At 66.3% G+C, this 24,395-nt stretch carries 24 protein-coding genes; 16 read left to right on the top strand and 8 right to left on the bottom strand.

The window, feature by feature from the left end; translation table 11 throughout:
- The first annotated feature begins 13 nt into the window (after positions 1 to 13).
- Complete coding sequence (locus ASD77_RS15060) at positions 14 to 490, top strand: hypothetical protein (RefSeq protein WP_156383677.1); 477 nt, start codon at positions 14 to 16, stop codon at positions 488 to 490.
- A complete protein-coding gene (greB, locus tag ASD77_RS15055; RefSeq protein ID WP_055943765.1) occupies positions 490 to 993 on the top strand; it encodes a transcription elongation factor GreB in 504 nt (167 codons plus the stop codon). The genes ASD77_RS15060 and greB overlap by 1 nt, the downstream gene beginning before the upstream one ends.
- A 4-nt stretch (positions 994 to 997) precedes the next feature.
- Here the strand turns inward: greB and ASD77_RS15050 are convergent, their stop codons facing one another.
- Together ASD77_RS15050 and rimO are read right to left on the bottom strand one after the other, a co-directional pair.
- Positions 998 to 1,825 (bottom strand): DUF3025 domain-containing protein, encoded by an 828-nt coding sequence (locus tag ASD77_RS15050; RefSeq protein WP_055943762.1) that lies wholly within the window; start codon positions 1,823 to 1,825, stop codon positions 998 to 1,000.
- Complete coding sequence (rimO, locus tag ASD77_RS15045; RefSeq protein WP_055943759.1) at positions 1,822 to 3,183, bottom strand: 30S ribosomal protein S12 methylthiotransferase RimO; 1,362 nt, start codon at positions 3,181 to 3,183, stop codon at positions 1,822 to 1,824. Before rimO ends, ASD77_RS15050 begins: the two co-directional genes overlap by 4 nt.
- Before the next feature lie 131 nt (positions 3,184 to 3,314).
- On the opposite strand from rimO, the gene ASD77_RS15040 reads away from it, so the two are divergent.
- From ASD77_RS15040 to pcp, 8 genes are read left to right on the top strand one after another with little or no spacing between them, the layout of a single operon-like run.
- Entirely contained in the window at positions 3,315 to 3,974 is a 660-nt protein-coding gene (locus ASD77_RS15040; protein ID WP_055943756.1) for a dienelactone hydrolase family protein, read from the top strand.
- Positions 3,971 to 4,378: an HIT family protein gene (locus ASD77_RS15035; RefSeq protein ID WP_055943753.1), complete on the top strand. Its 408-nt coding sequence runs from the start codon at positions 3,971 to 3,973 to the stop codon at positions 4,376 to 4,378. The genes ASD77_RS15040 and ASD77_RS15035 overlap by 4 nt, the downstream gene beginning before the upstream one ends.
- The gene (gene pxpB / locus ASD77_RS15030; RefSeq protein WP_055943750.1) at positions 4,375 to 5,073 is read left to right on the top strand and encodes a 5-oxoprolinase subunit PxpB; all 699 of its coding nucleotides are present in this window, start codon (positions 4,375 to 4,377) and stop codon (positions 5,071 to 5,073) included. The genes ASD77_RS15035 and pxpB overlap by 4 nt, the downstream gene beginning before the upstream one ends.
- Positions 5,070 to 6,017 (top strand): biotin-dependent carboxyltransferase family protein, encoded by a 948-nt coding sequence (locus ASD77_RS15025; protein ID WP_055943748.1) that lies wholly within the window; start codon positions 5,070 to 5,072, stop codon positions 6,015 to 6,017. The genes pxpB and ASD77_RS15025 overlap by 4 nt, the downstream gene beginning before the upstream one ends.
- A 21-nt stretch (positions 6,018 to 6,038) precedes the next feature.
- Complete coding sequence (locus tag ASD77_RS15020; protein ID WP_055943745.1) at positions 6,039 to 6,791, top strand: 5-oxoprolinase subunit PxpA; 753 nt, start codon at positions 6,039 to 6,041, stop codon at positions 6,789 to 6,791.
- Positions 6,788 to 7,489, top strand: coding sequence for a DUF969 domain-containing protein (locus ASD77_RS15015; RefSeq protein ID WP_055943742.1), 702 nt, complete (start codon positions 6,788 to 6,790; stop codon positions 7,487 to 7,489). Before ASD77_RS15020 ends, ASD77_RS15015 begins: the two co-directional genes overlap by 4 nt.
- Positions 7,476 to 8,441, top strand: coding sequence for a DUF979 domain-containing protein (locus tag ASD77_RS15010; protein WP_055943739.1), 966 nt, complete (start codon positions 7,476 to 7,478; stop codon positions 8,439 to 8,441). The genes ASD77_RS15015 and ASD77_RS15010 overlap by 14 nt, the downstream gene beginning before the upstream one ends.
- Before the next feature lie 22 nt (positions 8,442 to 8,463).
- On the top strand, positions 8,464 to 9,117 hold the full coding sequence (gene pcp, locus ASD77_RS15005) for a pyroglutamyl-peptidase I (RefSeq protein WP_055943736.1): 654 nt from the start codon (positions 8,464 to 8,466) through the stop codon (positions 9,115 to 9,117).
- Positions 9,118 to 9,132: 15 nt separating this feature from the next.
- Here the strand turns inward: pcp and ASD77_RS15000 are convergent, their stop codons facing one another.
- The 3 genes from ASD77_RS15000 to apbC form a co-directional block, all read right to left on the bottom strand.
- Positions 9,133 to 9,669, bottom strand: a complete 537-nt coding sequence (locus tag ASD77_RS15000; RefSeq protein ID WP_082563355.1) for an RDD family protein — start codon at positions 9,667 to 9,669, stop codon at positions 9,133 to 9,135.
- A gap of 32 nt (positions 9,670 to 9,701) precedes the next feature.
- Positions 9,702 to 10,274, bottom strand: a complete 573-nt coding sequence (gene dcd / locus ASD77_RS14995) for a dCTP deaminase (RefSeq protein WP_055943731.1) — start codon at positions 10,272 to 10,274, stop codon at positions 9,702 to 9,704.
- Positions 10,275 to 10,371: 97 nt separating this feature from the next.
- Positions 10,372 to 11,223 carry an iron-sulfur cluster carrier protein ApbC gene (gene apbC, locus ASD77_RS14990; protein WP_055944991.1) on the bottom strand — a complete coding sequence of 284 codons (852 nt, stop codon included), beginning with the start codon at positions 11,221 to 11,223 and terminating at the stop codon, positions 10,372 to 10,374.
- 391 nt (positions 11,224 to 11,614) lie between these two features.
- On the opposite strand from apbC, the gene ASD77_RS14985 reads away from it, so the two are divergent.
- The 6 genes from ASD77_RS14985 (at position 11,615) to rnfB (ending at position 20,649) form a co-directional block, all read left to right on the top strand.
- Positions 11,615 to 14,404, top strand: a complete 2,790-nt coding sequence (locus ASD77_RS14985) for a TonB-dependent receptor (protein ID WP_082563354.1) — start codon at positions 11,615 to 11,617, stop codon at positions 14,402 to 14,404.
- A gap of 68 nt (positions 14,405 to 14,472) precedes the next feature.
- Entirely contained in the window at positions 14,473 to 16,509 is a 2,037-nt protein-coding gene (locus tag ASD77_RS14980) for a S9 family peptidase (protein ID WP_235578559.1), read from the top strand.
- A 143-nt stretch (positions 16,510 to 16,652) separates the two neighbouring features.
- On the top strand, positions 16,653 to 17,465 hold the full coding sequence (locus tag ASD77_RS14975; RefSeq protein WP_156383676.1) for a sel1 repeat family protein: 813 nt from the start codon (positions 16,653 to 16,655) through the stop codon (positions 17,463 to 17,465).
- Between the two features lie 90 nt (positions 17,466 to 17,555).
- Positions 17,556 to 17,996 (top strand): DUF2147 domain-containing protein, encoded by a 441-nt coding sequence (locus ASD77_RS14970; RefSeq protein ID WP_055943723.1) that lies wholly within the window; start codon positions 17,556 to 17,558, stop codon positions 17,994 to 17,996.
- 116 nt (positions 17,997 to 18,112) lie between these two features.
- Positions 18,113 to 20,170 (top strand): methionine--tRNA ligase, encoded by a 2,058-nt coding sequence (gene metG, locus ASD77_RS14965; RefSeq protein ID WP_055943720.1) that lies wholly within the window; start codon positions 18,113 to 18,115, stop codon positions 20,168 to 20,170.
- A gap of 20 nt (positions 20,171 to 20,190) precedes the next feature.
- Positions 20,191 to 20,649, top strand: coding sequence for an Rnf electron transport complex subunit RnfB (gene rnfB / locus ASD77_RS14960; protein WP_082563353.1), 459 nt, complete (start codon positions 20,191 to 20,193; stop codon positions 20,647 to 20,649).
- A 39-nt stretch (positions 20,650 to 20,688) separates the two neighbouring features.
- On the opposite strand, the gene ASD77_RS14955 is transcribed toward rnfB, so the two are convergent.
- The 3 genes from ASD77_RS14955 to mutL are packed head-to-tail and all read right to left on the bottom strand — an operon-like array spanning position 20,689 to position 24,382.
- Positions 20,689 to 21,627, bottom strand: a complete 939-nt coding sequence (locus tag ASD77_RS14955) for a TraB/GumN family protein (RefSeq protein WP_055943715.1) — start codon at positions 21,625 to 21,627, stop codon at positions 20,689 to 20,691.
- Between the two features lie 12 nt (positions 21,628 to 21,639).
- Complete coding sequence (locus ASD77_RS14950; protein WP_055943712.1) at positions 21,640 to 22,575, bottom strand: DUF1684 domain-containing protein; 936 nt, start codon at positions 22,573 to 22,575, stop codon at positions 21,640 to 21,642.
- A 1-nt stretch (position 22,576) separates the two neighbouring features.
- Positions 22,577 to 24,382 carry a DNA mismatch repair endonuclease MutL gene (gene mutL, locus ASD77_RS14945; RefSeq protein WP_055943709.1) on the bottom strand — a complete coding sequence of 602 codons (1,806 nt, stop codon included), beginning with the start codon at positions 24,380 to 24,382 and terminating at the stop codon, positions 22,577 to 22,579.
- Positions 24,383 to 24,395 lie beyond the last annotated feature (13 nt).

Raw genomic sequence — 24,395 nt, 5'->3', positions numbered from 1 at the left:
ACATGCACTCCTGTTGGCCGCACTGATTACCGCGACCGCTGCAGTTGCGGGTGAGCCAGCGGACACGCACACCTGGCCGGGCCGGCGGCACGCTGAGTTGGCCGGCCAGTATCGCGGCACGATCCGCGAGTCCCGGCTGACTGGCCAAGCGTGCGAGTATCTGCACGCCGAACTGACGCTTAGACATGCCGGCAGCGGTACGGACGCCGAACGCGACTATTCGCTCCTGCTCAGCTGCCCTGGCGATCCCGCGTGGGCCGAGCGTCGGCTGCGCAGCCGCTGGTGGATTGACAAGATCGGCGACAGTTGCCTGATCCTGAAGCCCGCCGCCGGCCACCCGATCGATCAGGATCCCGAGAAGCTCTACGGGTTCCGCATCGATGACGACGGCAGAGCGCTCCGCCAGGATGGAAGCAGCTGCGAAGCGGCTGATGAGCGCTACGAGCGGGCCGTCCTAGTGCGCGTGCCTGCCCGCACGGACACCGACTGATGTCGCGCTGGCGCCCGCCGGGCGAGAAAAGCACGGCCCTGATCACTCGCGAAGGCCACGACCGCCTGAAGGCGGAGCTGGACGACCTGTGGCGCGCGCGCCGCCCCGAGGTGGTGAAGGCGCTGGCCGCCGCCGCGGCCGAGGGCGACCGCTCGGAGAATGCGGAGTACACCTACCGCAAGAAGCAGCTCGGCGAGATCGACCGCCGCGTGCGTTACCTGAGCAAGCGGCTGGAAGCGTTGCGCGTCGTCGACACCGCGCCCAGCGATCCGGAGGCGGTGTTTTTCGGCGCCACGATCGAACTGGAGAACCTCGCCAGCGGCGAGGTCTCGCGCTACCGCATCGTCGGCCCCGACGAGACCGATGCGACGCGGGGCTGGATCAGCATCGACTCGCCGCTGGCGCGTGCGCTGCTGAAGAAACGCATCGATGACGAATTCGCCGTGGAACTGCCCGGCGGTGTCACCCGGTTCGTGCTGGTGGACGTCCGCTACGCGGGCTGATCCTTCACAGCGGTCGCGGATACACGCGGCCCTCGCGCAGCGGTCGGAAGTAGTTTTCCTGCGCATAGAACGCGGCGACCTGATCCGCATGCCATCCGGGAATGCCGGCCAGTGGCAGCGGGCGCAGTTCCGACGGCGCAAGCAGCACGTCGCCTGCTGAAATCGCTTCGGTCACGCGCGCAACACCGTCGCTCGCATCGCCCTGCACCACCAGGCACTTGCCGACCAGCAGGCGCCCCGGCACCAGCATCTGTTCCATCAACGCGTGCCCCACGACGGCGACCACGGCAGCGCTGCCGTCGCGCCAGCATCCGGCATTGTCGAGAAAGAGCGCCGCCCAGTCGTGCCGGTCCCAGCGCTCCAGCAATGCCGCGTCCCGCACCCGAACGATCACGCCGCTTTCGTCGAACTGGGTCAGCGCCTGCTGGGCCGGACTGCGCTCATGTGCGCCCATCCGTTCGATATGCCGGCACTGTTGCCCGTTGAGGGCCCGCTTGAGCGCCGTATGCCGCATCCAGACCATCGCGTTGAACAGGTCGTGCCAGTGCTCCGTCCGCGTCGCGATGCGTCCCTGCGCGATCCGCAGTTCGTAATGCAACCCGTCGGCGAGCAGCGCCGCGTCCTGCTTCACGAAGCGGGGACCGGAGGCCGGCATGCGTGCGTCGAGGTCTTCGATGCCAAGCCAAGCCGCCGTCGTCAGCAGATCCAGACAGGCGCCGTAGCCATCGAACACGGGATGCCGGAAACACTCGGGGTCCACGTCTGCGCGCAGCGGTGCGACGAAACGACGCCGGCCATCACCAGCGCGGGGCACGACGGTCGGCGCGGTCACAGCACCTTGAGATCGAGCGGCACGCCCGCCGTTCCCACGACGGCATCGCCGATCAGGTCGTGCTCGTCGCTCTCGGTGATCTCGACGTCGACGAACTGGCCGACGCGCAGACCCAGCTCGCCGCCGTTCTGAATATGCACCAGGCCGTCGATCTCCGGCGCATCGGCCTTGGAGCGTGCGACGGCGATGTCGTCCTCGATCAGGTCGACCAGGCACTGCTGCACCGTGCCGATCTTCGCTTCCAGGCGCGCGGCGGAAATCTCCGCCTGTTTCTCCATGAAACGCGCCAGGCGTTCCTGCTTGACCTCTTCCGGCACCGGGTCCGGCAGCCGGTTGGCGGCCGCGCCTTCGACCGGCGAATAGGCGAACGCGCCGACGCGGTCGAGCTGTGCTTCGTCGAGGAACTGCAACAGTTCCTCGAATTCCTGGTCGGTCTCGCCGGGGAAACCGACGATGAAGGTCGAGCGCAGGGTGATGTCCGGACAGATCGAACGCCAGCGCTTCACCCGCTCCAGCGTCTTGTCGACGGCACCGGGGCGCTTCATCAGCTTGAGGATGCGCGGACTGGCGTGCTGGAACGGGATGTCCAGGTACGGCAACACCTTGTTCTCCGCCATCAGCGGGACGACATCGTCGACGTGCGGATACGGGTACACGTAATGCAGGCGTACCCAGGCATCGAGTTCGCCCAGGCCTTCGCACAGCGCCTTCATGCGCGTCTGGTACGCCTTGCCGTGCCATTCGCGCTCGGCGTACTTCACGTCCACGCCGTAGGCCGACGTGTCCTGCGAGACCACCAGCAGTTCCTTCACGCCGCCGCGCACCAGGCGCTCGGCTTCGCGTAGCACGTCGTCGACCGGGCGCGAGACCAGGTCGCCGCGCATCGACGGGATGATGCAGAAGCTGCAGCGGTGGTTGCAGCCTTCGGAAATCTTCAGGTACGCGTAGTGCCGCGGCGTCAGCTTGATGCCGTAGTCCGGCACCAGGTCCACGAACGGATCGTGCTTGGGCGGCAACGCCTCATGCAGCGCTTCCATCACGCTCTGGTAATCCTGCGGACCGCTGATCGCCAGCACGTCCGGATACTGCTCACGGATCTGCTCCGGCCGCTTGCCCAGGCAACCGGTGACGATGACCTTGCCGTTCTGGTTCATCGCCTCGCCGATGGCATCCAGCGACTCGGCCACGGCCGAATCGATGAAGCCGCAGGTATTCACCACCACCACGTCGGCCGCGTCGTAGGTCGGCACGATGTCGTATCCCTCCACGCGCAGCTGGGTGAGGATGCGCTCGGAATCGACCAGGGCCTTCGGACAGCCGAGGCTGACGAAGCCCACTTTGGGGTTCTGCAGGGACATGGAGACGGTACGGCGGCGGCGTGTACGGGGCGCGGATTATAGCCTCCCGGTCTGCGGCCCACCGCTCCGGGCGTTCAGCCGCGCGGCCTGCTGCGCATACACTGGCGGCCCTCTCCCCGGGAATCCCGCCGATGGGCCACTGGATTCAGATCGACACGCCCCACGGCCGCATCAGCGGCTGGCGCGCGGATCCTGCCGATGCGCCGCGCGGCGCGCTGGTCATCGTGCAGGAGATTTTCGGGGTGAACGCGCACATCCGCAGCGTGGCGGAGAGCTTCGCCATCGACGGCTACGTCGCCCTCGCGCCGGCCTACTTCGACCCGATCGAACCTCGCGTCGAACTGGGCTATGACGATGCCGGCATCGCGCGCGGTCGCGACCTGATCGCCCGGCTGGGCCTGGATGCGGCGGTGGACATCACCGCCAGCGCGGCCGATGCGATCGCCGGCGCCGGCAAGGTCGGTTGCGTGGGCTACTGCTGGGGCGGCACCGTCGCGCTGCTGGCGGCGATGCGGCTGGGCCTGCCGTCGGTCAACTACTACGGCGCCCGCAATGCGCCGTTCCTGACCGAAACGCCGCTGGCGCCGGTGATGTGCCATTTCGGCGAACGGGATGCGTCCATTCCGCCGGAACGGGTGCAGCAGCATCGCGACCTGCTGCCGCAGATGGATGTCTTCACCTACCCTGCCGGCCACGGCTTCAACTGCGACCTGCGTACGGACTACGAACCGTCCAGTGCGCGGCTGGCACGCGAACGCACGCTCGATTTCTTTCACCGGAACCTGGCATGACCGATTTCCTGCTCGACCCGCGGCTGGCCGCCGACAGCACCTTCATCGCCGACGGTCCGCTGTCGCAGGTGCGGCGGATGGACGACACGCGCTACCCTTGGCTGGTGCTGGTGCCGCGCGTGAACGGCGTCAGTGAGTGGCTGGACCTGGATGGCGGCCAGCAGCGCCTGCTGCTGGCGGAGATCAACCAGGCCGGCCAGCTGATCCGCGCACAGCCCGGGGTGGAGAAACTCAACATCGGCGCACTCGGCAACATCGTGCGGCAGTTGCATGTGCATCTGGTGGGTCGTCATGACGGCGATGCCGCGTGGCCGGGGCCCGTTTGGGGTCACGGCCACGTCGTGCGCCACGCGCCGGACCAGCTTGCGGCGGAAATCGAACGCTGGCGCCAGCGCCTGGCATGAGCGCACCGCAGTTCGAGCCGCTCGGCGACGACGCCCTGCTGGTGCGCTTCGGCGTCCGCATCGATGTTGAGGTCAACGCGGCGGTGCACCGGCTCGCGGCGCAGCTGCGGGACCTGTCGCCCTCGTGGTTGCGCGACCTGGTGCCGGCCTATGCCAGCCTCGCGGTGTTCTTCGACGCGGGCCAGCTGCCCGGCCGCGACCCCCATGCCTTCGTCGCCGGGGCGATCGAGGCCTTGCTTGCAAACCGATCCCCTCTTCCCGCTGGCGGCAGCACCCTGCACGAGATTTCGGTCTGCTACGGCGGCGAACATGGCGAAGATCTCGTCCGCGCGGCGCACGCGTTGGGCATGGATGCCGCCACGCTGATCGCCCGCCACAGCGCGCCGGTCTACACCGTGGCGATGATCGGCTTCGCGCCCGGCTTCCCGTATCTGCTGGGACTGGACCCCGCGCTGGCGCTGCCGCGCCTGGCGACGCCACGCACGCGGGTGCCGGCGGGGTCGGTCGCCATCGGCGGTGCGCAGGCCGGCATCTACCCGCGCGAAAGTCCGGGCGGCTGGCAGTTGCTGGGACGCACGCCGCAGGTGCTGTTCGATGTCGGTCGCGCGCCGCCTTCGCTATTTCAGCCGGGAGATCGCGTGCGCTTCGTGCCCATCGATGAGGCGACCTTCGACCGCATGGCGGCGTCATCATGAGCGCATGGCTGGTGCTGGCGCCCGGCATGCAGACGACCGTGCAGGACCAGGGCCGTCATGGTTGGCGGCATCTGGGCGTGGCACGCGCGGGCGCGATGGACCCGGCCGCGCTGGCGATGGCGAACCGGCTGGTCGGCAACGACGAAGGCGAAGCCGGGCTGGAGATGACGCTGCAGGGCCCGCGCCTGCGACTGCCGACCGCCTGCCGCATCGCCCTGACCGGTGCGGCCATGCCCGCGTGGTGGAACGATACCCCGTTGCCGATGGGCCGCCCGCTGGACCTGCCGGCCGGGGAACTGAAGCTCGGCGCGGTGCGCGAGGGACTGCGCACGTGGCTGGCCGTGGCAGGCGGCCTCCATGCGCCTCTCGTACTCGGCAGTCGCAGCACCGACCTGCGCGGCGGATTCGGCGGCGTGGAGGGTCGCGCCCTGCGTGCCGGCGACCGCTTGCCCCTCGGCGCCCGCCATGGCCTCCCACCGGCCGCAAGACAGCCCGTGTTTCCCGGCTGGTGGATCGACCTGGACGACCCGTGGACGGCGGACCGTCACGTCCTGCGCTATGTGCCCGCCTCGCACGCCGCGGCGCCGGCACTGGCCCTGCAGGGCTGGCGCACGCATCCCGACAGCAATCGCCAGGGCCTGCGACTGGCCGGCACGGGCCTGCCGGCGGACGCGGCGGACGGGGTTTCCGAACCGGTGGCCGTCGGCACGCTGCAGTTGCCGCCGGACGGTCACCCCATCCTGCTGCTGGCGGACGCGCAGACGGTGGGGGGCTATCCGCGCCTGGGCCACGTGATCGCCTGCGACTTGGGACGCGCCGCGCAATTGCGCCCCGGCGAACCGGTGCACTTCGAGCCGGTCGCGCCAGCGCGCGCCCATGCGTTGGCCCTCGAACATGCGCATCGCCTCGCCCGGTTGCGCCTGGCCATCGCCCAACGCCTGTAAGCCTGCGGTAGGCTCGCGACCATGCGCACCATCGACTTCAATTGCGACCTGGGCGAGGAGTGCGGCGACGACGCCGCGATCCTTCCGCACATCAGTTCGGCCAGCATCGCCTGCGGTTTCCATGCCGGTTCGCCGGAGACCATGCGGCGCACCGTCGCGCTGTGCATCGCGCACGGCGTGGCGATCGGCGCGCATCCGTCGCATGCGGACCGGGAGAACTTCGGCCGCATGGCCCATGCGATCACGCCCGACGAGGCGTATGCGCTGACGCTGTACCAGATCGGCGCGCTGGATGGCTTCGTCCGCGCGGCGGGCGCCCGCCTCCACCACGTCAAACCACATGGCGCGCTCTACAACCAGGCGGCCCGCGAACCCGGACTGGCCGACGCCATCGCACGCGCGGTACGCGACCACGATGCGACCCTGGTGCTGTACGGCCTGTCGGGCAGCGCATTGACCGCCGCGGGAGAAAGGCTCGGCCTGCAGGTCGCGCACGAGACCTTCGCCGAGCGTCGCTACGAAGCCGACGCCACCCTGACGCCGCGCGCCCACGCCGATGCCAGCATCGAGGATCTGCCCACCGCCGCCGCGCAGGTGGCACGGATGCTGGAGGCCGGCCGCGTTATCGCGCGCACCGGGGAATCGGTGCCGCTGCGTGCGGACAGCATCTGCCTGCATGGCGACCGGCCCGATGCCGCGGCATTCGCGCGCGGTCTCCGTGAAACGATCGAAACCGCAGGATTCGCCATCCGCACCTTGGAGCGCCGCGCATGAGTTACTGGCCGTTGCTGGGCATCGCCGTGGTGGTGGCGGGCTTCGTGCTGCGTTTCAATCCGGTCATCGTGGTGGTGAGCGCCGGTCTGGTCAGTGGCCTGGCCGCGGGCAAGTCGATCCCCGAACTGCTCGCGCTGCTGGGCGAGAGCTTCGTGTCCAACCGCGCCCTGCTGATGTTCGCGCTGACATTGCCGACCATCGGCCTGCTGGAACGGGCCGGACTGCGCGAACACGCACTGCGCTGGATCGCGCGGCTGCGCGGACTGACCCTGTCGCGCCTGCTGGCCGGCTACCTGCTGGTGCGCCAGGGGCTGAGCATGGTCGGCCTGATCGACATCGCCGGCCACGCGCAGACCGTGCGCCCGCTGCTGGCACCGATGGCCGAATCGGCGGCAGGCAAGACGCGCGGGGCGTTGGCGCGGGACGAAGCGCAGCGCGTGCATGCGATGGCGGCGGCGACCGACAACATCGGACGGTTCTTCGGCGAGGACGTGTTTCTTGCCTTCGGTGCGGTGCTGCTGATCCAGGGCTTCTATGCCCAGCACGGCATCATGCTGGAACCGCTGCAGATCGCGCTGTGGGCGCTGCCGACGGCGATCGCCGCCTTCCTCATCCATGCCGTGCGCATCGTGCTGTTCCAGCGGCGACTCGACCGTGCGGCACCTGCCGCGGAGGAGCAGCCCGATGCTGTCGATTGAGCCCTTCTACTGGGTGCTGGCGGCCTTCCTGGCCTATGCCGGCTGGCGCAACCTGCGCCAGCGGCGGTATGCGCACGCCGCCTTCTGGACCCTGATCGGCGTGCTGTTCGCGAGCGGGGATGCGGTGCTGCGCGCAAGCAAGGCCGGCGATGCGGTGCCGGCGCAGTTCGCCGGCGGTGCGGTGCTGGTATTGGCGCTGCTGGCCACGCGCATGCGCCGCGAACCGCTGGAGGAGGCGCCAGAATCGGAACGGCTGGCGTCCGCACTGCGGCTGGGCCACCGACTGTTCGTGCCTGCCCTGCTGATTCCCGCGCTGACCATCTTCGTCGTACTCGCCGGCCCGCATCTCGCGATCGGCGGAACGCCGCTGTTCGCTGCGACCGGCATGACGCTGGTCGGCCTGGCCCTGGCCTGCGTGATCTCGGCGATGGCGGCGGTCGTCGTGACGCGGCAGCCCGCACTGAGGGCCGCCGATGAAGGACGCCGGCTGCTCGACACGATGGGCTGGGCGGCGCTGCTGCCGCTGGTGCTGGCGACGCTGGGCGGCGTGTTCGCCGCCAGTGGCGTGGGCGAATCCGTGGCCTCGCTGGTGTCGATGGTGATCCCCGCGGACAACCGCATGGCCTGCCTGCTGGCGTTCGCGCTGGGCATGGTCGTGTTCACCGTCATCATGGGTAATGCGTTCGCCGCATTCCCGGTGATGATGGCCGGCATCGGCCTGCCGCTGCTGGTGCAGCGCCACGGCGCGGATCCGGCCAGCCTCGGCGCCATCGGCATGCTGACGGGCTACTGCGGCACGCTGCTCACGCCGATGGCGGCGAATTTCAACATCGTCCCGGCCGTGCTGCTGGAACTGGACGACCAGTACGGCGTCATCCGTGCGCAGGCCGCCACCGGCCTGTGGCTGATGGGCACCAACGTGCTGCTGATGGCATGGCTGTGCTTCCGTTGATCCTGTCTGACCGAGGCATCCGATGACGACGACGCGTACCGTCCTGCTCACCGGCTTCCAGCCGTTCGGGGGCGAACAGGTCAATCCCAGCTGGCAGGCGGTGTCTGCCTTGCATGGCACACGCATCGCCGGACACCGCGTGGTGGCGCGCGAGTTGCCGGTTGCCTTCGGCGATTCCCTGAAGTCGCTGCGCGCCGCGCTGCGGGAGATCACGCCTTCGCTGGTGATCTGCGTCGGCCAGGCCGGCGGGCGGGCGCAGCTGTCGCTGGAGCGCGTGGCGATCAATGTCGACGACGCACGCATTCCCGACAACACGGGGCGTCAGCCGGTGGACCTGCCGGTGATCGACGGCGGTCCCGCCGCCTATTTCTCCACCCTGCCGATCAAGGCCATGCGCGAGGCCCTGCATGCCGCCGGATTCCCGGCCGAGGTCTCGCAGACCGCAGGCACCTATGTGTGCAACCACGTGTTCTACGGCCTGATGCACGCCTTCCGCGCGCGACGCAGCGTGCGGGCCGGCTTCATCCACATCCCCTACTCGCCCACGCAGGCAGCGTTGCATCCGGGCGCGCCATCCATCGCCGTTGAGACGGTGAGCGCAGCACTACGGCTCGCTACGCAGGTAGCGTTGAAGACGCCTTCGGATATCCGGATGGCGGCCGGCGCGGAACACTGACCCGACCACGCTCGATCAGTTGGTGCGGACGACGCGCGTGCCTGCAATCAGGTCATGCAGGCAACGCTGGTCCTGGCGGAAGATCATCAGTGAGTCGACAAGGACATAAAGTGTCCCCACACAGGGGATGTTGGCGATCACACCGGTCGGCACATAGCGCTTGAAAAGAAGCGTCGTGAACGAAGGCTTGCCGCCCTGCATATCGACCACCTTGATGGACAAGGCCTTCTTGCCCCAGGTCTGTCCCTTCGTGTGCAGTGGATACCCTTGAATCAGCACGAACAAGGCCAGCCCGATGACGGCCCACAACAAGGTCGTTCCCAGCGGCATGAACCCGAACGCGCCGGACCTGCCCGCCTTGAGCGCCTCATCCCAGACACCGCTGACGTACATCAGCGGGAACATCACCGTCATGCTGATCGCGCTGTCGATCAGCGCGGCGGCCAACCTCGACCAGCGACCGGCCATATCGAGCGCAGCACCTTCAGGCGGCAGAGCAAGATCCGCCTCGGGACTGCGATAAGGATCTTCTGCCGGGGATGGCGTCCGCATGGCGACTCCTTTCGTTGCTGACGTACCGGCGATCAGGTCCGCGGCAGCGTCACACCGGTCTGGCCCTGGTACTTGCCGCCGCGGTCTTTGTAGCTGGTCTCGCAGACATCATCGGCATCGGACTGGAAGAACAGCATCTGTGCCACGCCTTCGTTGGCGTAGATGCGCGCCGGCAGTGGCGTGGTGTTGCTGAACTCCAGCGTCACGTGGCCTTCCCATTCCGGCTCCAGCGGGGTGACGTTGACGATGATGCCGCAGCGCGCATACGTGCTCTTGCCCAGGCAGACCACCAGCGTGTCGCGCGGGATGCGGAAGAACTCCACCGTGCGTGCCAGCGCGAAGCTGTTCGGCGGAATGATGCATTCGTCGGCTTCGATGTCCACGAAGCTCTTGGGGTCGAAGTGCTTGGGGTCGACGATGGTGGAGTTGATGTTGGTGAACACCTTGAACTCGCGCGAGCAGCGCACGTCGTAGCCGTAACTGGACGTGCCGTAGCTGACGATGCGCTGGCCGTTGACCTGCTTCACCTGCCCCGGCTCGAACGGCTCGATCATGCCCTGCTGCTCGGCCATGCGGCGGATCCAACGGTCGCTCTTGATGCTCATGCAAATCCTGGTCTGGTGGGACGAAAGCCGCGCGCACGGCGCGCGGCGGACGGGGAATTGTAGGGCGGGCCCAGGCCCGCCGTCTTCGACTGGCAGGTCAGACCAGCGACGAAGTGATGGGCACGGACGCCCGCGGCCGCTGCGCCAGCGTGGCCGCCATCACCCGCGCCGTCTGCCGGTAGGCCTGCGCCACGGGCGAATCGGGCGCGGCCACCACGACCGGCTGGCCGGCATCGCCCTGCTCGCGGATGGCGATGTCCAGCGGCAGCGATCCGAGCAACGGCACGCCATACTGCGCCGCCATCCGCTCGCCGCCGCCCTGGCCGAACAGGTGCTCGACATGGCCACAGTTGGAGCAGGTGTGCACGGCCATGTTCTCGACGATGCCCAGCACCGGCACCTCGACCTTCTCGAACATCTTCAGCGCCTTCTTCGCATCCAGCGTGGCGATGTCCTGCGGCGTGGTGACGATCACCGCGCCCGCGACCGGGATCTTCTGCGCCAGGGTCAGCTGGATGTCGCCCGTACCCGGCGGCAGGTCCACCAGCAGGTAGTCCAGGTCGCCCCACAAGGTGTCGGTGAAGAGCTGCATCAGCGCCGAGGTCGCCATCGGCCCGCGCCAGATCATCGGCGTGTCCGGATCGACCAGGAAACCGATCGACATGGCTTCCACCCCGAACGCCCGCATCGGCTCGATCGACTTGTTGTCATGGCTCTCCGGCCGCCCCGACAGGCCCAGCATGGCCGGCACGCTGGGGCCGTAGACGTCCGCATCCAGGATCCCGACCCGCGCCCCCTCGGCCGCCAAGCCCAAGGCCAGGTTCACCGAGGTGGTCGACTTCCCCACCCCGCCCTTCCCGGAGCCAACGGCGATGACGTTGCGGATGCGGGGGTGGGGGGACAGGGTGCCTTGGACGGCGTGGGAGGCGATGCGGGCCACCAGGGACAGGGATGCCAAATGCTGGCCATGGGCCGCCAAGGCCGCAATCACCCGCTGCTCGAGATCCCCGCGAAGCCCTTCCAGCGGAAAGCCGGCACGAAGCGAGACGTCGATGCCTGAGGGAGCGGGCGACGCCGCCCAAGACAGGCCTCCGTTCAGGTTGGCCGGCAATTCCGGGAGATGAATGTGAGACAGGTATTCCAGTTCCAAGTCGACTCCGGATCATTTCTGTGACCTTGGTCACGCTTTGAGTGGTAACGCCTGTAACATGTTTCCGTGCTATGGGCATCGGCGTTAATCCCATGTTAACGTCGGGTCACGAGGACGTTTACGTGTGGCCGGGACCGAGGGATCAGTCCAGTGGGGGCCACATCCATTGACAGTTTAGGGGATTCACCACATGTCAGTTCGCAATACGAATGCGCTCAAGCGCAGCCGCCTGAGCGCGGCATTGATCACTGCTCTAGTCATGCCGTTCGCGGGCACCGCGATCGCCCAAGAGGCCGGCTCCACTCAGCAGTCTTCGCAAGCGACGTCCACGCTGGACAAGGTCACGGTGACCGGCTCGCGCATCAAGAAGGCCGAAATCGAGGGTCCCGCCCCGGTCACGGTCATCACGGCTGAAGATATTGAGAAGCAGGGTTTCTCGACCGTCTACGATGCTCTGAATACGCTGACCGAGTTCACCGGTTCGGTGCAGAACGAACTGAACCAGAACGGTTTTACCCCTAACGCTAGCTTCCTGAACCTGCGCGGCCTCGGCCCGGGCTACCAGCTGGTCTTGGTCAACGGCCGCCGCACCGCCGACTACCCGTTGCCCTACAACAGCCAGTCGAATGCGGTGAACCTGGCCAACATTCCCGCAGCAGCCATCGAACGTATCGAAGTGCTGTCGGGAGGCGCGTCGGCAATTTACGGCTCCGACGCTGTGGCTGGTGTGGTCAACATCATCATGAAGTCGAACTATGAAGGCGACATGGTCACCTTCCGTGGCGGCACCACCACCCGCGGCGGCGGCGACAGCGGTCGCGTTCAGTGGGTCGGCGGCAAGACCGGCGACAACTGGAGCGTGACGTATGCGGCCGAGTATCTCACGCGCGAAGAAATCTTCGCTTCGCAGCGCGACTTCATGGACTCCTACCGCGACGATCCCTCCGTCGAGCCGCAGAACGCACTGGCAACCATCGGCTTGCGCTTGCGCAACCGTTCCATTGGTACGGGCCTCAACGCGTACATCTATCCCACCGGCGACACGCCCGCTTCGGCTTGTGCGCGCTTCAGTGAGTACGAGCTAGAAGCCCGTGGAACCTGTGGTTACTTCGGCTATCCGGCCACTCAGCAGATCCGCAACTCCGACGAGAACCTTAGCGGATACCTGTACGGAACGTACGATTTTGATGGCGGCCTGCAGGCTTTCGGCCAGATCAGCGCGTCGAGCGCCGATGCGAAGATCGCCTCCGCCACTCAGTTCTGGCAGTCCGGCCTGGTTTACGACGCCACCCGTCGTGCCATCTTGGACTCGCAGCGCATCTTCACGCCGAGCGAGTTGGGTGGATTGGGTGCGCAACAGACGACCGTCAGCGAACGTTCGTTCGACGTTGCGGCCGGCTTAAGGGGCACCCTGTTCAACGATCGCTTCGACTGGGAGGCGGCGATCTCGCATGCGCGCTATGACCTAGAGGTCAAGCAACCGCGTTTCCGCGCTAATGCGATCCGCGAGTACTTCCTGGGACCGAACACAGGCCTCTTCCAAGGTCCGTATCCCGTCGTCAATTTCAACGTCAATCGCTTCTTCACGCCGCTGACGGGTGATACCTATCGTTCGCTGATCACCACAGTGGGCACCGATGCCGAATCCGAAGTGTCCCAGGCGTCGTTCACGCTATCCGGCGATCTTTTTGAGCTGCCGGCGGGCGCGCTAGGCATGGCGGCGACGATCGAAGCTGCCAGCCAGAAGTATGATTTGCAGAACGACCCCCGCATCGCGCCCGACTACACCGGTCCCGACCCGATCTACAACCTGACGGGCACCGGCGGTGGCGGCGATCGCGACCGCTATGCGCTTGGCATGGAGTTCAGCATCCCGGTCTTCGAAACGCTGAAGATGAATCTGGCCGGCCGCTACGACAAGTACGATGACATCACCGAGGTGGACGGCGCCTTTACCTGGTCTGCCGGCCTCGAGTTCCGTCCCGTTGACAGCCTGCTGATTCGCGGCAGCTACGCTACCAGCTTCCGTGCACCGGACATGCACTATGTCTTTGCGAAGGAGTCCGGCTTCTTCACCACCGTCCTCGACGAGTACCGTTGCCGCCGCGACGGCCTGAACCCGGCTCCGCCTGCTGGCAGTCCAAACCCGTGTGGCGCCGCCGCATACACCTACAGCGTCTTCGGTACTCGCAGCGGCAGCACGGAGCTGCAAGAGGAAGAGGGACGTTCCGCAACGCTCGGCGTCGTGTGGGACGTGACGGACAACATGTCGATCAGCGTCGATGCTTACCGGATCAAACTGGAAGGCGCTGTCAGCGACATCTCCACCAGCTACCTCATGCGGGAAGAGGCGGCGTGCCTGCTCGGTACCGATCGTAACGGCAACACCGTCGATGGCACTTCGGACGCTTGCCAGTTCTTCACCAGCTTGGTGACGCGCACGGGAGTGGATGCAATCAACGACGACGAGATCGATTCTTACCTGTCGTTCCCGTTCAACCAGTCGATGCTGGAAACTTCGGGCATCGACGCGAAGTGGCGCTATCAGCTGGACACCGATCGCCTGGGCGACTTTAATTTCGGACTGGGCTGGACTCACGTACTGAAGCTGGAAGAAGAAGAGTTCCCCGGCAGCGGCATTCGCAACATCCGCGATGACAAGCAGTTCTTCAACTTCCGCAGCCGCGTCAACTGGGAAGTGAACTGGGAACGGGACGATTGGAACGTCAACCTTAACGGCTATCGTTGGGGCTCCCTGCCGAATTGGGCGGAGACGGGTCGTATCGGTTCCTACGTAATCTGGAACACGCAGGTATCGAAGAAGATCACCGAAAAGGCGACGGTCGGCATCGCGATCAATAACGTCCTCGACGAGCTGGCTCCTGAAGACGATACGTTCAATACATATCCCTTCTTCTGGCGCGCGTATAGCCCGATCGGGCGCGAAGTGTTTGTCAGCTTCAGCTACAAGTTCAACTGATCGGCCAGAGGGTTAAGGCAACGGGGCCCGGTGGAAACGCCGGGCCCCTTTTCCTATAGGATTGCGTGGTGACCGTTGTGTCCTACGGATTCCACATCACTTTAGGGGGTTATGTGAAGTTCATCATCAAAACGTTGTTGGTGACGGGGATTGTTTTCGCCCCGGCACACGCGGCAACGCTCCAGCCAGTCCGCGATTTCGTCTCGCACCCTGCCTACGGCACCGTGAAGATCTCGCCCAATGGCGAATATCTTGCAGTCACGGTCGACAAGGGCGAGCAGGATGTGCTCGCGGTCATGCGCACCAGCGACTTGAAGCTCGTCAAGGTCAACCAGTTGCCCGACAACAAGAGCGTGGGCAGCTTTTACTGGGTCAGCCCAGATCGCCTGATGTTCAACGCGATCAAGAAGCTGGGCGGTTACGCGCAGCCGTTCAATACGGGCGAGTGGTTTGCGGTGAATGCCGACGGCAGCCAGCCGCGGCCACTGATTTTCTACGGAACCCGTGATGCCACCCAGCGTGGCAAGACAGTGGGGTCCGAGCGTTTCTCGCTGCTCGATACGCTGCGCGACGATGACCAGAACGTGATCATGCAGGCCACCAGTCCTCGCTCCTCCGAGGGCGTCGGCACCGAGGTCTATCGCATGGACACGCTGAGCGGCCGACGTGTTTCCCTTGGCCGCGCGCCCAAGGAGAACTGCAGTATCGCCCTGGATGCCGACAAGCAGCCACGGTTCGCGGTCTGCTCTTCGAGCAAGGATGAGGAAGGCGAATACGACGAGCGTACCGAGCTCTACAGGCGTGATGACAAGGGCTGGACACTTGTCAACGCATCCAAATCCGGCGGCAAACACCTTTCGGTGATCCGCACGACCGCAACCGGTACGGTCTACGCGGAGCAGGACGACGGCAAGTCCCCTGCCGCGGTCGGCACACTGAGCACCGCGACCGGCGAGTTCACGCCCTTGTTCCAGGACAAGGTCGCCGAGGTATCCGACTACATCTGGTCGACCGACGAATCCACGCTGGTGGGCGTCGTTACCGAGGCCGGTGCTCCCGCAGTCAAGCTGATCGATGAAAGCAGCCCGGACGCAGAACTCTATGCGTCGCTCGCCGGTGCGTTTGAAGGGCAGATGGTCGACTTCGCGAGCCAGACCCAAGACGGCAAGAAGGTCATCGTCAGCGTCTACAGCGACAGCAATCCCGGCGAGCTCTATCTCTACGACCGTGACACAGGGAAGGCACGATTCCTGATGCAACGCAAGCCGGAGCTGGACAAGAAGAAGATGGCCTCCGTCAGGCCGTTCAACTTCACGTCGCGCGACGGCAAGCTCATTCACGGTTACCTCACCCTGCCGCACGGCTCCAACGGCAAGAACCTGCCGATGATCGTCAACCCGCACGGCGGCCCGATTGGTCCCCGCGACAACTGGGGCTTCAATGGGGAGGCGCAGTTGCTGGCCAGCCGTGGCTATGCCGTACTGCAGGTGAACTTTCGCGGCTCGGGTGGCTACGGCAAAGCGTTCCAGGATGCAGGCCACCTGCAGTGGGGCCAAGGCATCCAGAACGACATCATCGACGCGACGCAGTGGGCCATCGGTCAGGGTTATGCCGACAAGGAACGCATCTGCATCTATGGCGGCAGTTTCGGCGGTTACTCCTCGCTGATGGCGCCCATCCGTGCGCCAGGCCTGTTCAAGTGCACGTTCGGCTACGTGGGTGTTTACGACGTGGACATGATGTTCAAGAAGGGCGATATCCCGGAGCGTGAGTCCGGGCAGCGTTATCTCCGTCGCACGCACGGAACCGATACGAAGTCCTGGGCAGAGAACTCACCTGCACGTCGGGCCGGCGAAGTGAAGATCCCGGTGTATCTGGCCGCCGGTGCCCGCGACGTGCGGACGCCTCCGGAACAGACCGAATTGATGAACAAGGCGCTGATCGAGGCAGGCAATCCGCCGGAAGGCATGATCATCCAGTCGGGTGAAATGCACGGCTTCTACGACGTCGAGAACCGGGTGAAGCTCTACACGACCATGCTGGACTTCTTCTCCCGCCACATCGGTGGAACGGTGACGGTCGGCGCTCCCAGCAAGAGCAACTGACCCGTTGAAGTGACATTGTCGACGGCCGGCCCCTCGGGGTCGGCCGTTTTTCTTGCCATTGCCGCATCGTGACTTTCGATACGGGCGTGCACGCCGACGAATTCACAGAATGGTGGGCACTCACTCGGGGGAAAAGGAAGTTCATGAAACCGCTCAGAACAATGATCATGCTTGCGTCGCTGTGCCTGCCGGTCGCGACGCAGGCCGTGATGGCGCAGAACGTGGCTGCACCGGACCCGACCCAGGACAGGCTGATGCTGTCGGCGGGATTCCTCACGGCCCACCCGGACCTGAGGTACCGCCTGCATGGCTTGGAGGAGTTCAAGCAAGGACGGTACGAAGATGCGCTGAAGTTCTTCCAGCGGGCTGCGTTCTATGCGGACAAGCCGTCGCAAGGCATGGTGGCCGAAATGCTCTGGAACGGCCAAGGCGCCCCCAAGGACGCGGCGCTCGCCTATGCGTGGATGGATCTTGCGGCAGAACGAGGCTATGCGGGATTTCTCGGCCTGCGCGAGCGCTACTGGAGCGCACTGAGCGAAGCCGAGCGCCAGCGCGCGCTGGAAGAAGGTGCAGCGCTGTACGCGAAGTACGGCGACGAGGCAGCGCAGCCGCGTATCGCAACCGTCCTGCGCCGCGAGCGGAACAAGATCACCGGTAGCCGAACGGGCTTCACGGGCAACGTGCAGATCTATGTACCGGGACCGAACGGGTTCGAGCAGATCGACGGCAGCAAGTTCTTCGACGACAAGTACTGGGATCCGAAGCAGTACCAGGCCTGGCACGACAACGTCTGGATGAAACCGCGCATCGGGCGCGTGAGCATCGGCGACGTGGAACAGCTCCCCGCCCAGCAACCCGCCTCCCGCATCCCAGGCGCGAATCCTGATGTCGATGCAAAAGAACCGGAAACACCTGAACGGAGCGACAGCGAACTCGGTACCCGAAAGGACGGCTGAGCCCTTCCATACGCCAGCGGATGCGGTATAAAAGGCGTCATCCCGCCGGTCGTTGCCGGCGGGCCTGACCTGAATCCCTGGGAGGGGAACATGCGCAAGACCCTGATGGCCGCGATGCTGGCCGCTCCGTTGATGGCCGTGTCGCTGGTGGCGTCGGCCGCCGATCCGGTGGTCGGCCGCTGGAAGACCATCGACAGCGAAACCGGCAAGCCGAAGTCCTTCGTCGAGATCACCCAGGCCGCCAACGGCGCGATCACCGGCCGCATCGTCGAACTGATCAATCCGAGCAAGCCGAACCCGACCTGCGACAAGTGCAAGGACGATCGCAAGAACAAGCCGATCACCGGCATGGAGATCATCCGCGGCATGAAGGCCGAGGGCGGTGGCCAGTACGCCGGTGGCACCATCCTCAAGCCCGATGAGGGCAAGATCTACAAGTCGAAGATGGAGCTGATCGAGGGTGGCAAGAAGCTGGAGGTGTCCGGCTGCATCGCCTTCATCTGCAAGTCGCAGACCTGGATCCGCCAGTAACCTTTTGGCGCCGTTCAAGCGCAGGCCCGGCATTGCCGGGCCTGTTGCGTTGTGGGACCGGAAAAGGCGCACGCCCGGCCATGCGATAATCGCCGCCCCCCGTCGCGAAGCCTGTCATGAGCCGTACCGCCCTGGTCACCAATGCCCTGCCCTACGCCAACGGCCCGCTGCACCTGGGCCATCTGGTGGGCTACATCCAGGGCGACATCTGGGTACGGGCGCGGCGGATGCGCGGCGATACGGTGTACTTCGTCTGTGCCGACGACACCCACGGCACGCCGATCATGCTGGCGGCGGAAAAAGCCGGCGTCACGCCCGAAGCCTTCATCGCCGGCATCCAGGCCAGCCATGAGCGCGACTTCGCTGCGTTCGGCGTGGCCTTCGACCACTACGACTCGACCCACTCCGCCGCGAACCGCGACCTGACGGAACAGTTCTACCAGCGCTTGGAGGCAGGCGGCCACATCAGCCGCCGCACGGTGGCGCAGTTCTACGACCCCGCCAAGGGCATGTTCCTGCCCGACCGCTACATCAAGGGCATCTGCCCGAACTGCGGCTCGGCCGACCAGTACGGCGACAACTGCGAAGTCTGCGGCGCGACTTACGCGCCCACCGATCTGAAGGAACCGAAGTCCATCCTGTCCGGCAGCACGCCGGAGATCCGCGACTCGGAGCACTACTTCTTCGAGGTCGGCCGCTTCGATGCCTTCCTGCGCGAGTGGCTGGCGGGCGACGTCGCGCTGCCCGGCGTCAAGGCGAAGCTGCGCGAGTGGCTGGATGCCGACGGCGGCCTGCGCGCGTGGGACATCTCGCGCGATGCGCCCTACTTCGGCTTCGAGATTCCCGGTGCGCCCGGCAAGTACTTCTATGTCTGGCTGGATGCGCCGATCGGCTACCTGAGCAGTTTCCGCAACCTGTGTTCCGAGCGCGGGATCGCGTTCGAGCCACACCTGGAAGCCGGCACTGACGTCGAACTGCACCACTTCATCGGCAAGGACATCGTCAACTTCCACGGCCTGTTCTGGCCGGCGGTGCTGCATGGCACCGGCCATCGCGCGCCGACGCGCCTGCACGTCAACGGCTACCTGACGGTCGATGGCGCCAAGATGTCGAAGTCGCGCGGCACCTTCATCATGGCGCGTACCTACCTGGACATGGGCCTGGAACCGGAGGCGCTGCGCTATTACTACGCGGCCAAGTCGTCCGGCGGCGTCGACGACCTCGACCTGAACCTCGGCGACTTCATCGCACGCGTCAACGCGGATCTGGTCGGCAAGTTCGTCAACCTGGCCAGCCGCTGCGCCGGCTTCATCGACAAGCGCTTCAACGGCAGGCTGGCCGATGCGCTGCCGGATCCGGCCATGTACCAGCGCTTCGTCGACGCGCTCGGCCCCATCGCCGACGCCTACGAACGCAACGAACCTGCCGTGGCGCTGCGCCTGACCATGGCGCTGGCCGACGAGGCCAACAAGTACATCGACGAGACCAAGCCCTGGGTGATCGCCAAGCAGGAAGGTGCGGATGGCGAACTGCAGGCGGTCTGCACGCAGGGCCTGAATCTGTTCCGCGTCCTCGCCGCGGCCCTGAAGCCGGTGCTGCCGCGCACGTCGGCGGAAGCGGAGGCCTTCCTCAGTGCGCCCGTGGAAACCTGGGCCGACGTCGCAGCGCCGCTGCAGTCGCACACCATCCAGGCGTATTCGCCGCTCTTCACCCGTATCGACCCGAAACTGATCGACGCCATGACCGACGCTTCCAAGGATACCCTCGCCGCTGCACCTGCCGCTCCCGCGAAAAAGGCCGAAGCGACGCCGGCTGCGTCCGTGGAAACGAAGGACGCTACCGGCCTGATCGGCATCGAGGATTTCGCCAGGCTCGACCTGCGCATCGGCAGGGTGCTGGAGTGCGGGTTCGTCGAGGGTTCCGACAAGCTGCTGCGCTTCCTGTTGGATGCCGGCGACCTCGGCCAGCGCCAGATCTTCTCCGGCATCCGCGCCAGCTACGGCGAGCCGGAAACGCTCGTCGGCCGCAACGTGGTGTTCATCGCCAACCTGGCGCCGCGCAAGATGCGCTTCGGCCTGAGCGAAGGGATGATCCTGTCGGCCGGTTTCGACGGCGGCGCGCTGGCGCTGCTGGACGCCGATGCCGGCGCCCTGCCCGGCATGCCGGTGCGGTAGCGAGAAGAGAGTGAAGAGAAGTGAGGAACGAGCAGAAGCCGGCTCCATCCCAGTCTTCTCCGGCCTCGGCGGCAAGCCTGGACCTGACCGAACGCCTTGATCGGCTGTTGCCGCAGACCCAGTGCGGGCAGTGCGGGTTCGATGGCTGCCTGCCGTATGCGCAGGCGATGGCGCGCGGCGAAGCGGGCGTGGACCATTGCCCGCCTGGCGGCGATGAAGGGGCTCGCGCCCTCGCCCGCGTGCTGGGCGTGCCGCCGTTGCCCTACGACCGCACCCGCGGCACGCACAAGCCGGCAATCGTCGCGGTGGTGGTGGAAGCCGACTGCATTGGCTGCACCAAATGCATCCAGGCCTGCCCGGTGGACGCCATCATCGGCGGCGCCAAGCACATGCACGTGGTGATCGACCCGCTGTGCACCGGTTGCGAGCTGTGCGTGCCGGCCTGTCCGGTGGACTGCATCGTGATGGAACCGGCCTGAGCGCGACGGTCGCGCCCACATCGCCCATCGAACACCGGCTTACCGGGCAGCGCCGGCCTTGCACGCCGAGCACACGCGCTCGACGGTGTAACCGCGCGCGCGCAGCTTCTCCACCACGCCATCCTCGCCCAGCAGATGCAGGGCGCCGACGACGACCAGTGCATCGTCGTCGCCGGGCTGGTCGAGGATCTGCCGGATCTTCGGTACCCAGGCATCGTTGCGATCCACGTTGATGCGCTGGTACAGGCGCGGATATTGCTTGCGCATGTCCGCCGCCATGCTTTTCCACAGACCCTCCGCATCGCCTCGCCGCCAGGCATCATGCAGGCGCTGGGTTTCCATCGCCCCTTTCTCCGCCTCTTCCAGCGCTTCGACGATGAACTGGCGCTGCTCGACCGCATCCATGCCATCCAGCACGGCGATCTGCTCCTGCACGCGCTCGAGGCCGCCCGTGGGCTTGCCGGCCGCCTGCGCCTTGTCCATGAAGTGATTGTCCAAGCCCAGCTTCGGATCCAGTCCCTGCTTGGTCATCTCGACAATGCTGATGGTCAGGCCGACGAACCAGGGCTCGAAGCTGTTGAACGTCGCCAGCGGAACACTATTCTTGCCCGCCCACGCTTCAAGCCGCGTCCAGGTGGCGGCATCCAGATCCTGTTGCAGCGTCTTGCTATCGGTACGCACGGCGGCCTGCATCATCAGCTGCGGCATCGCCGGTGAGCGCATCTCGTCCGGCGACAGTTCGAACATCACGCGCTCGGCGTCGGCGAAGGCGGCCTCGACATCGCCGGACAGCGGATAGTCGGTCGGACGCAGCAGATGGAACGAACCGAGCAGGTAGACCGCGTTGTCCTTGTCGGACACCTTCCACAGCAGCGGTACCGGTGCCGTGGTCGCCTTGGGCGCATCTGTAGCCAGAACCGAGGCGCTGCCCAGCAGCGCGGTGAGGACGAGGACTTTCAGCGAACGGCGCAGCGGCATCGGATCCTTCCTTCAGAGCACTTTGATGGGTTTGGCGTAGGCTTTCTCGCCTGCCTCGATCGGCAGATCCAGACGGTTCTCCGCCGGCGGAAGCGGACAGGTCGCGTACGGCGTGAAGGCGCACGGCGGGTTGTAGGCGCGATTGAAATCCAGCACCAGCTTGCCTGCCTGCGGCGCGTCGGCGTCCAGGAAACGGCCTGCGGGATAGCTGCCATGGCCGCTGGTGCGATCCGCCAGCACGAAGAACAGCGGCCCACCCGCCTGGCCCAACGCCTCCAGCCGGTAGGGCTTGCCGTCGCGCTCGAACTCGACCACGCCGGGATTCGGCGATTCGCTGGCCACGCCGATCACGTCGACGATGGTCAACGTCTTGCCGGGCGGATGCGGAATGAAGCGTCCTTCGATGCGCCAGTCTTCCTGCGCGGGCCAGTAGTCCAGGCCGATGAACTGCGTGCGCGATTCGGCGTCGGCGTGCTTCACGCGCAGCGCATGCCGGCCGCCGCGCTCGATGATCGTCAGCAGTCCCTTTCCTTCGTCGAAGCCGATGGTCGACGGCTGCGCATCGCGGTCGCTCTGCAGCTCCACGCGCCCCTTCAACGGCTCGCCATTGAACGTCAGCGCGGCACCGCCTTCCGGGGTGAGGAATACGCGCTTGTCCTGCTGCGTCACCATGCCCAGCCTGGCGGGGCCGACGGCCAGCTTGATGCCACTGCCGGGACTGCTGCCGATGAAGTGCGATTTCAGTTCGATCCAGTGCAGGCCGACCAGGCTGGTCCAGCCATCCGGCGCGGTCAGTTCGGTCCTGCGCTGCTCGCGCCAAGCCGCGTTGTCGGCGAGGAAGTTGACGTCCGCGACCTTGGCGGTCGCGGCTGTCTTGTCATCGCCGCCGCAACCGGCCAGCACCCCCAGCAGCATGGCCACCCCCAGCCATCCCGTGTTCTTCCCCATGTCAGCGTCCTCGCAGGAACCAGCGGTCGATTTCGTTCAAGGAAAAGCGCGCCCAGGTCGGGCGGCCGTGGTTGCACTGCCCTGAGCGCTCGGTGGCTTCCATCTCGCGCAGCAGGGCATTCATTTCAGGCAGCGTAAGGCGCCGGTTGGCGCGCACGGCGCCATGGCAGGCCATCGTCGCCAGCAGTTCGTCGCGCGCGGCGGCGACGCGACGGCTTTCGCCGTGTTCGCGCAGGTCGGCCAGCACGTCGCGCAGCAAGGCCTCGGGCTCGGCGTTCGACAGTAGCGCGGGAATGCTGCGCACGTTCAACGATTGCGGGCCGCTGCGGGTGATGTCGAAGCCGAGCGTGGCCAGCGTGGCGGCCTCGCGTTCTGCGACGTCCGCCTCGCGCTCGGCCACCGCGAGCGACATCGGCACGAGCAGCGGCTGCGCGCGCAGGCCGATACTGTCGTGCGCGCCTTTCAGCTTCTCGTAACCGATCCGCTCGTGGGCCGCATGCATATCGACCACGATCAGGCCATCGGCGTTCTCCGCCAGGATGTAGATGCCGTGCAACTGCGCGATGGCGAAGCCCAGCGGCGGAATGCCCCCGGCATCGTCGGCGGGCATCGTCTGCGGAGAGGACGATGCCGGCATCGTGCCGGCTTCCATCGCACCGGGCGAATGAGTGGCATACAGCGCGGCATAGGCGGCCGGTGCTTCCGCCACGCTGAGCCCGAGCGGCGACTGCTGGGTCGGCATCCAGGCGGACGGCACCGATCCGGTGGGCCTCGCCCCGAACGGCGACGGCGCAATGTCCTGTGGCGCGGCGCCCGCGCGCGTTTCCGCGAGCGCCTCGTGCAGCGTGCGGTAGACGAAGTCGTGGATCAGCCGCGTATCGCGGAAGCGCACCTCGTGCTTGGCCGGGTGGACGTTGACGTCGACGCGAGTGGGATCGAGTTCCAGGAACAGCACGTACGCCGGCTGCCGCCCATGGAACAGGACATCCTGGTACGCCATCTTCACCGCATGCGCGATGCTGCGGTCGCGTACCGCACGGCCGTTGACATAGACGTACTGCTGGTCGGCGCTCGCCCGTGAATAGCTGGGCTGCGCGATCCAGCCGTGCAGGCGCAGCCCGGCGGCGGCATGGTCCACGCGCAGCGCGCTGCGGGCGAACTCGTCGCCCAGGGTCTCGCTCAGGCGGGCGAGCGATTCCAGTTCGTCGGCCTTGTAGCGTCGTGACGGCCGGCCGTTGTGCGACACGCGCAATTCGATGTCGGGACGCGCCAGCGCCAGCGAGCGCAGCCACTCTTCGATGTGTCCCATCTCCGTACGTTCGGCGCGCAGGAACTTGCGCCGCGCCGGTACGTTGTAGAACAGCTCGCGTACTTCCACTGTGGTACCGATGGCGTGCGGCTTGGGCACCACCTCACCGACCTTTCCGCCTTCCACCTGCAGCGAGGCGCCGTGCTCGTCCTGCGCGCGTCGCGAGGTCAGCGCGAAACGACTGACCGACGCGATCGACGGCAGCGCTTCGCCGCGGAAGCCGAGCGTGGCCACCGCTTCCAGATCATCGAGCGAGGCGATCTTGCTGGTGGCGTGGCGCGACACTGCCAATGGCAATTCTTCCGGTGCGATGCCGCCACCATCGTCGCGGATGCGGATCAGGCGCACACCGCCTTCCTCCAGGTCGATGTCGACGCGGCGCGCACCGGCATCCAGGGCGTTCTCGACCAGTTCCTTGACCACGGAGGCCGGGCGTTCGACGACTTCGCCGGCAGCGATCTGGTTGATGAGGGTGTCGGGAAGCTGGCGGATCGTCACGTGCTGGCGGCGC

This window comes from Pseudoxanthomonas sp. Root65 (assembly GCF_001427635.1).
Classification (GTDB): domain Bacteria; phylum Pseudomonadota; class Gammaproteobacteria; order Xanthomonadales; family Xanthomonadaceae; genus Pseudoxanthomonas_A.
The sequence above is the reverse complement of the archived record's forward strand: the minus strand, read 5'-3'. Positions and strand labels throughout refer to the sequence as shown.

What these genes read in the sequence shown, in the direction of transcription:
- greB (WP_055943765.1), top strand. Translation starts at nt 490, where the DNA reads ATGTCGCGCTGGCGCCCGCCGGGCGAGAAAAGCACGGCCCTGATCACT.
- rimO (WP_055943759.1), bottom strand. Translation starts at nt 3,183, where the DNA reads ATGTCCCTGCAGAACCCCAAAGTGGGCTTCGTCAGCCTCGGCTGTCCG.
- ASD77_RS15040 (WP_055943756.1), top strand. Translation starts at nt 3,315, where the DNA reads ATGGGCCACTGGATTCAGATCGACACGCCCCACGGCCGCATCAGCGGC.
- ASD77_RS15035 (WP_055943753.1), top strand. Translation starts at nt 3,971, where the DNA reads ATGACCGATTTCCTGCTCGACCCGCGGCTGGCCGCCGACAGCACCTTC.
- pxpB (WP_055943750.1), top strand. Translation starts at nt 4,375, where the DNA reads ATGAGCGCACCGCAGTTCGAGCCGCTCGGCGACGACGCCCTGCTGGTG.
- ASD77_RS15025 (WP_055943748.1), top strand. Translation starts at nt 5,070, where the DNA reads ATGAGCGCATGGCTGGTGCTGGCGCCCGGCATGCAGACGACCGTGCAG.
- ASD77_RS15020 (WP_055943745.1), top strand. Translation starts at nt 6,039, where the DNA reads ATGCGCACCATCGACTTCAATTGCGACCTGGGCGAGGAGTGCGGCGAC.
- ASD77_RS15015 (WP_055943742.1), top strand. Translation starts at nt 6,788, where the DNA reads ATGAGTTACTGGCCGTTGCTGGGCATCGCCGTGGTGGTGGCGGGCTTC.
- ASD77_RS15010 (WP_055943739.1), top strand. Translation starts at nt 7,476, where the DNA reads ATGCTGTCGATTGAGCCCTTCTACTGGGTGCTGGCGGCCTTCCTGGCC.
- pcp (WP_055943736.1), top strand. Translation starts at nt 8,464, where the DNA reads ATGACGACGACGCGTACCGTCCTGCTCACCGGCTTCCAGCCGTTCGGG.
- ASD77_RS15000 (WP_082563355.1), bottom strand. Translation starts at nt 9,669, where the DNA reads ATGCGGACGCCATCCCCGGCAGAAGATCCTTATCGCAGTCCCGAGGCG.
- dcd (WP_055943731.1), bottom strand. Translation starts at nt 10,274, where the DNA reads ATGAGCATCAAGAGCGACCGTTGGATCCGCCGCATGGCCGAGCAGCAG.
- ASD77_RS14985 (WP_082563354.1), top strand. Translation starts at nt 11,615, where the DNA reads ATGTCAGTTCGCAATACGAATGCGCTCAAGCGCAGCCGCCTGAGCGCG.
- ASD77_RS14975 (WP_156383676.1), top strand. Translation starts at nt 16,653, where the DNA reads ATGAAACCGCTCAGAACAATGATCATGCTTGCGTCGCTGTGCCTGCCG.
- ASD77_RS14970 (WP_055943723.1), top strand. Translation starts at nt 17,556, where the DNA reads ATGCGCAAGACCCTGATGGCCGCGATGCTGGCCGCTCCGTTGATGGCC.
- metG (WP_055943720.1), top strand. Translation starts at nt 18,113, where the DNA reads ATGAGCCGTACCGCCCTGGTCACCAATGCCCTGCCCTACGCCAACGGC.
- ASD77_RS14955 (WP_055943715.1), bottom strand. Translation starts at nt 21,627, where the DNA reads ATGCCGCTGCGCCGTTCGCTGAAAGTCCTCGTCCTCACCGCGCTGCTG.
- ASD77_RS14950 (WP_055943712.1), bottom strand. Translation starts at nt 22,575, where the DNA reads ATGGGGAAGAACACGGGATGGCTGGGGGTGGCCATGCTGCTGGGGGTG.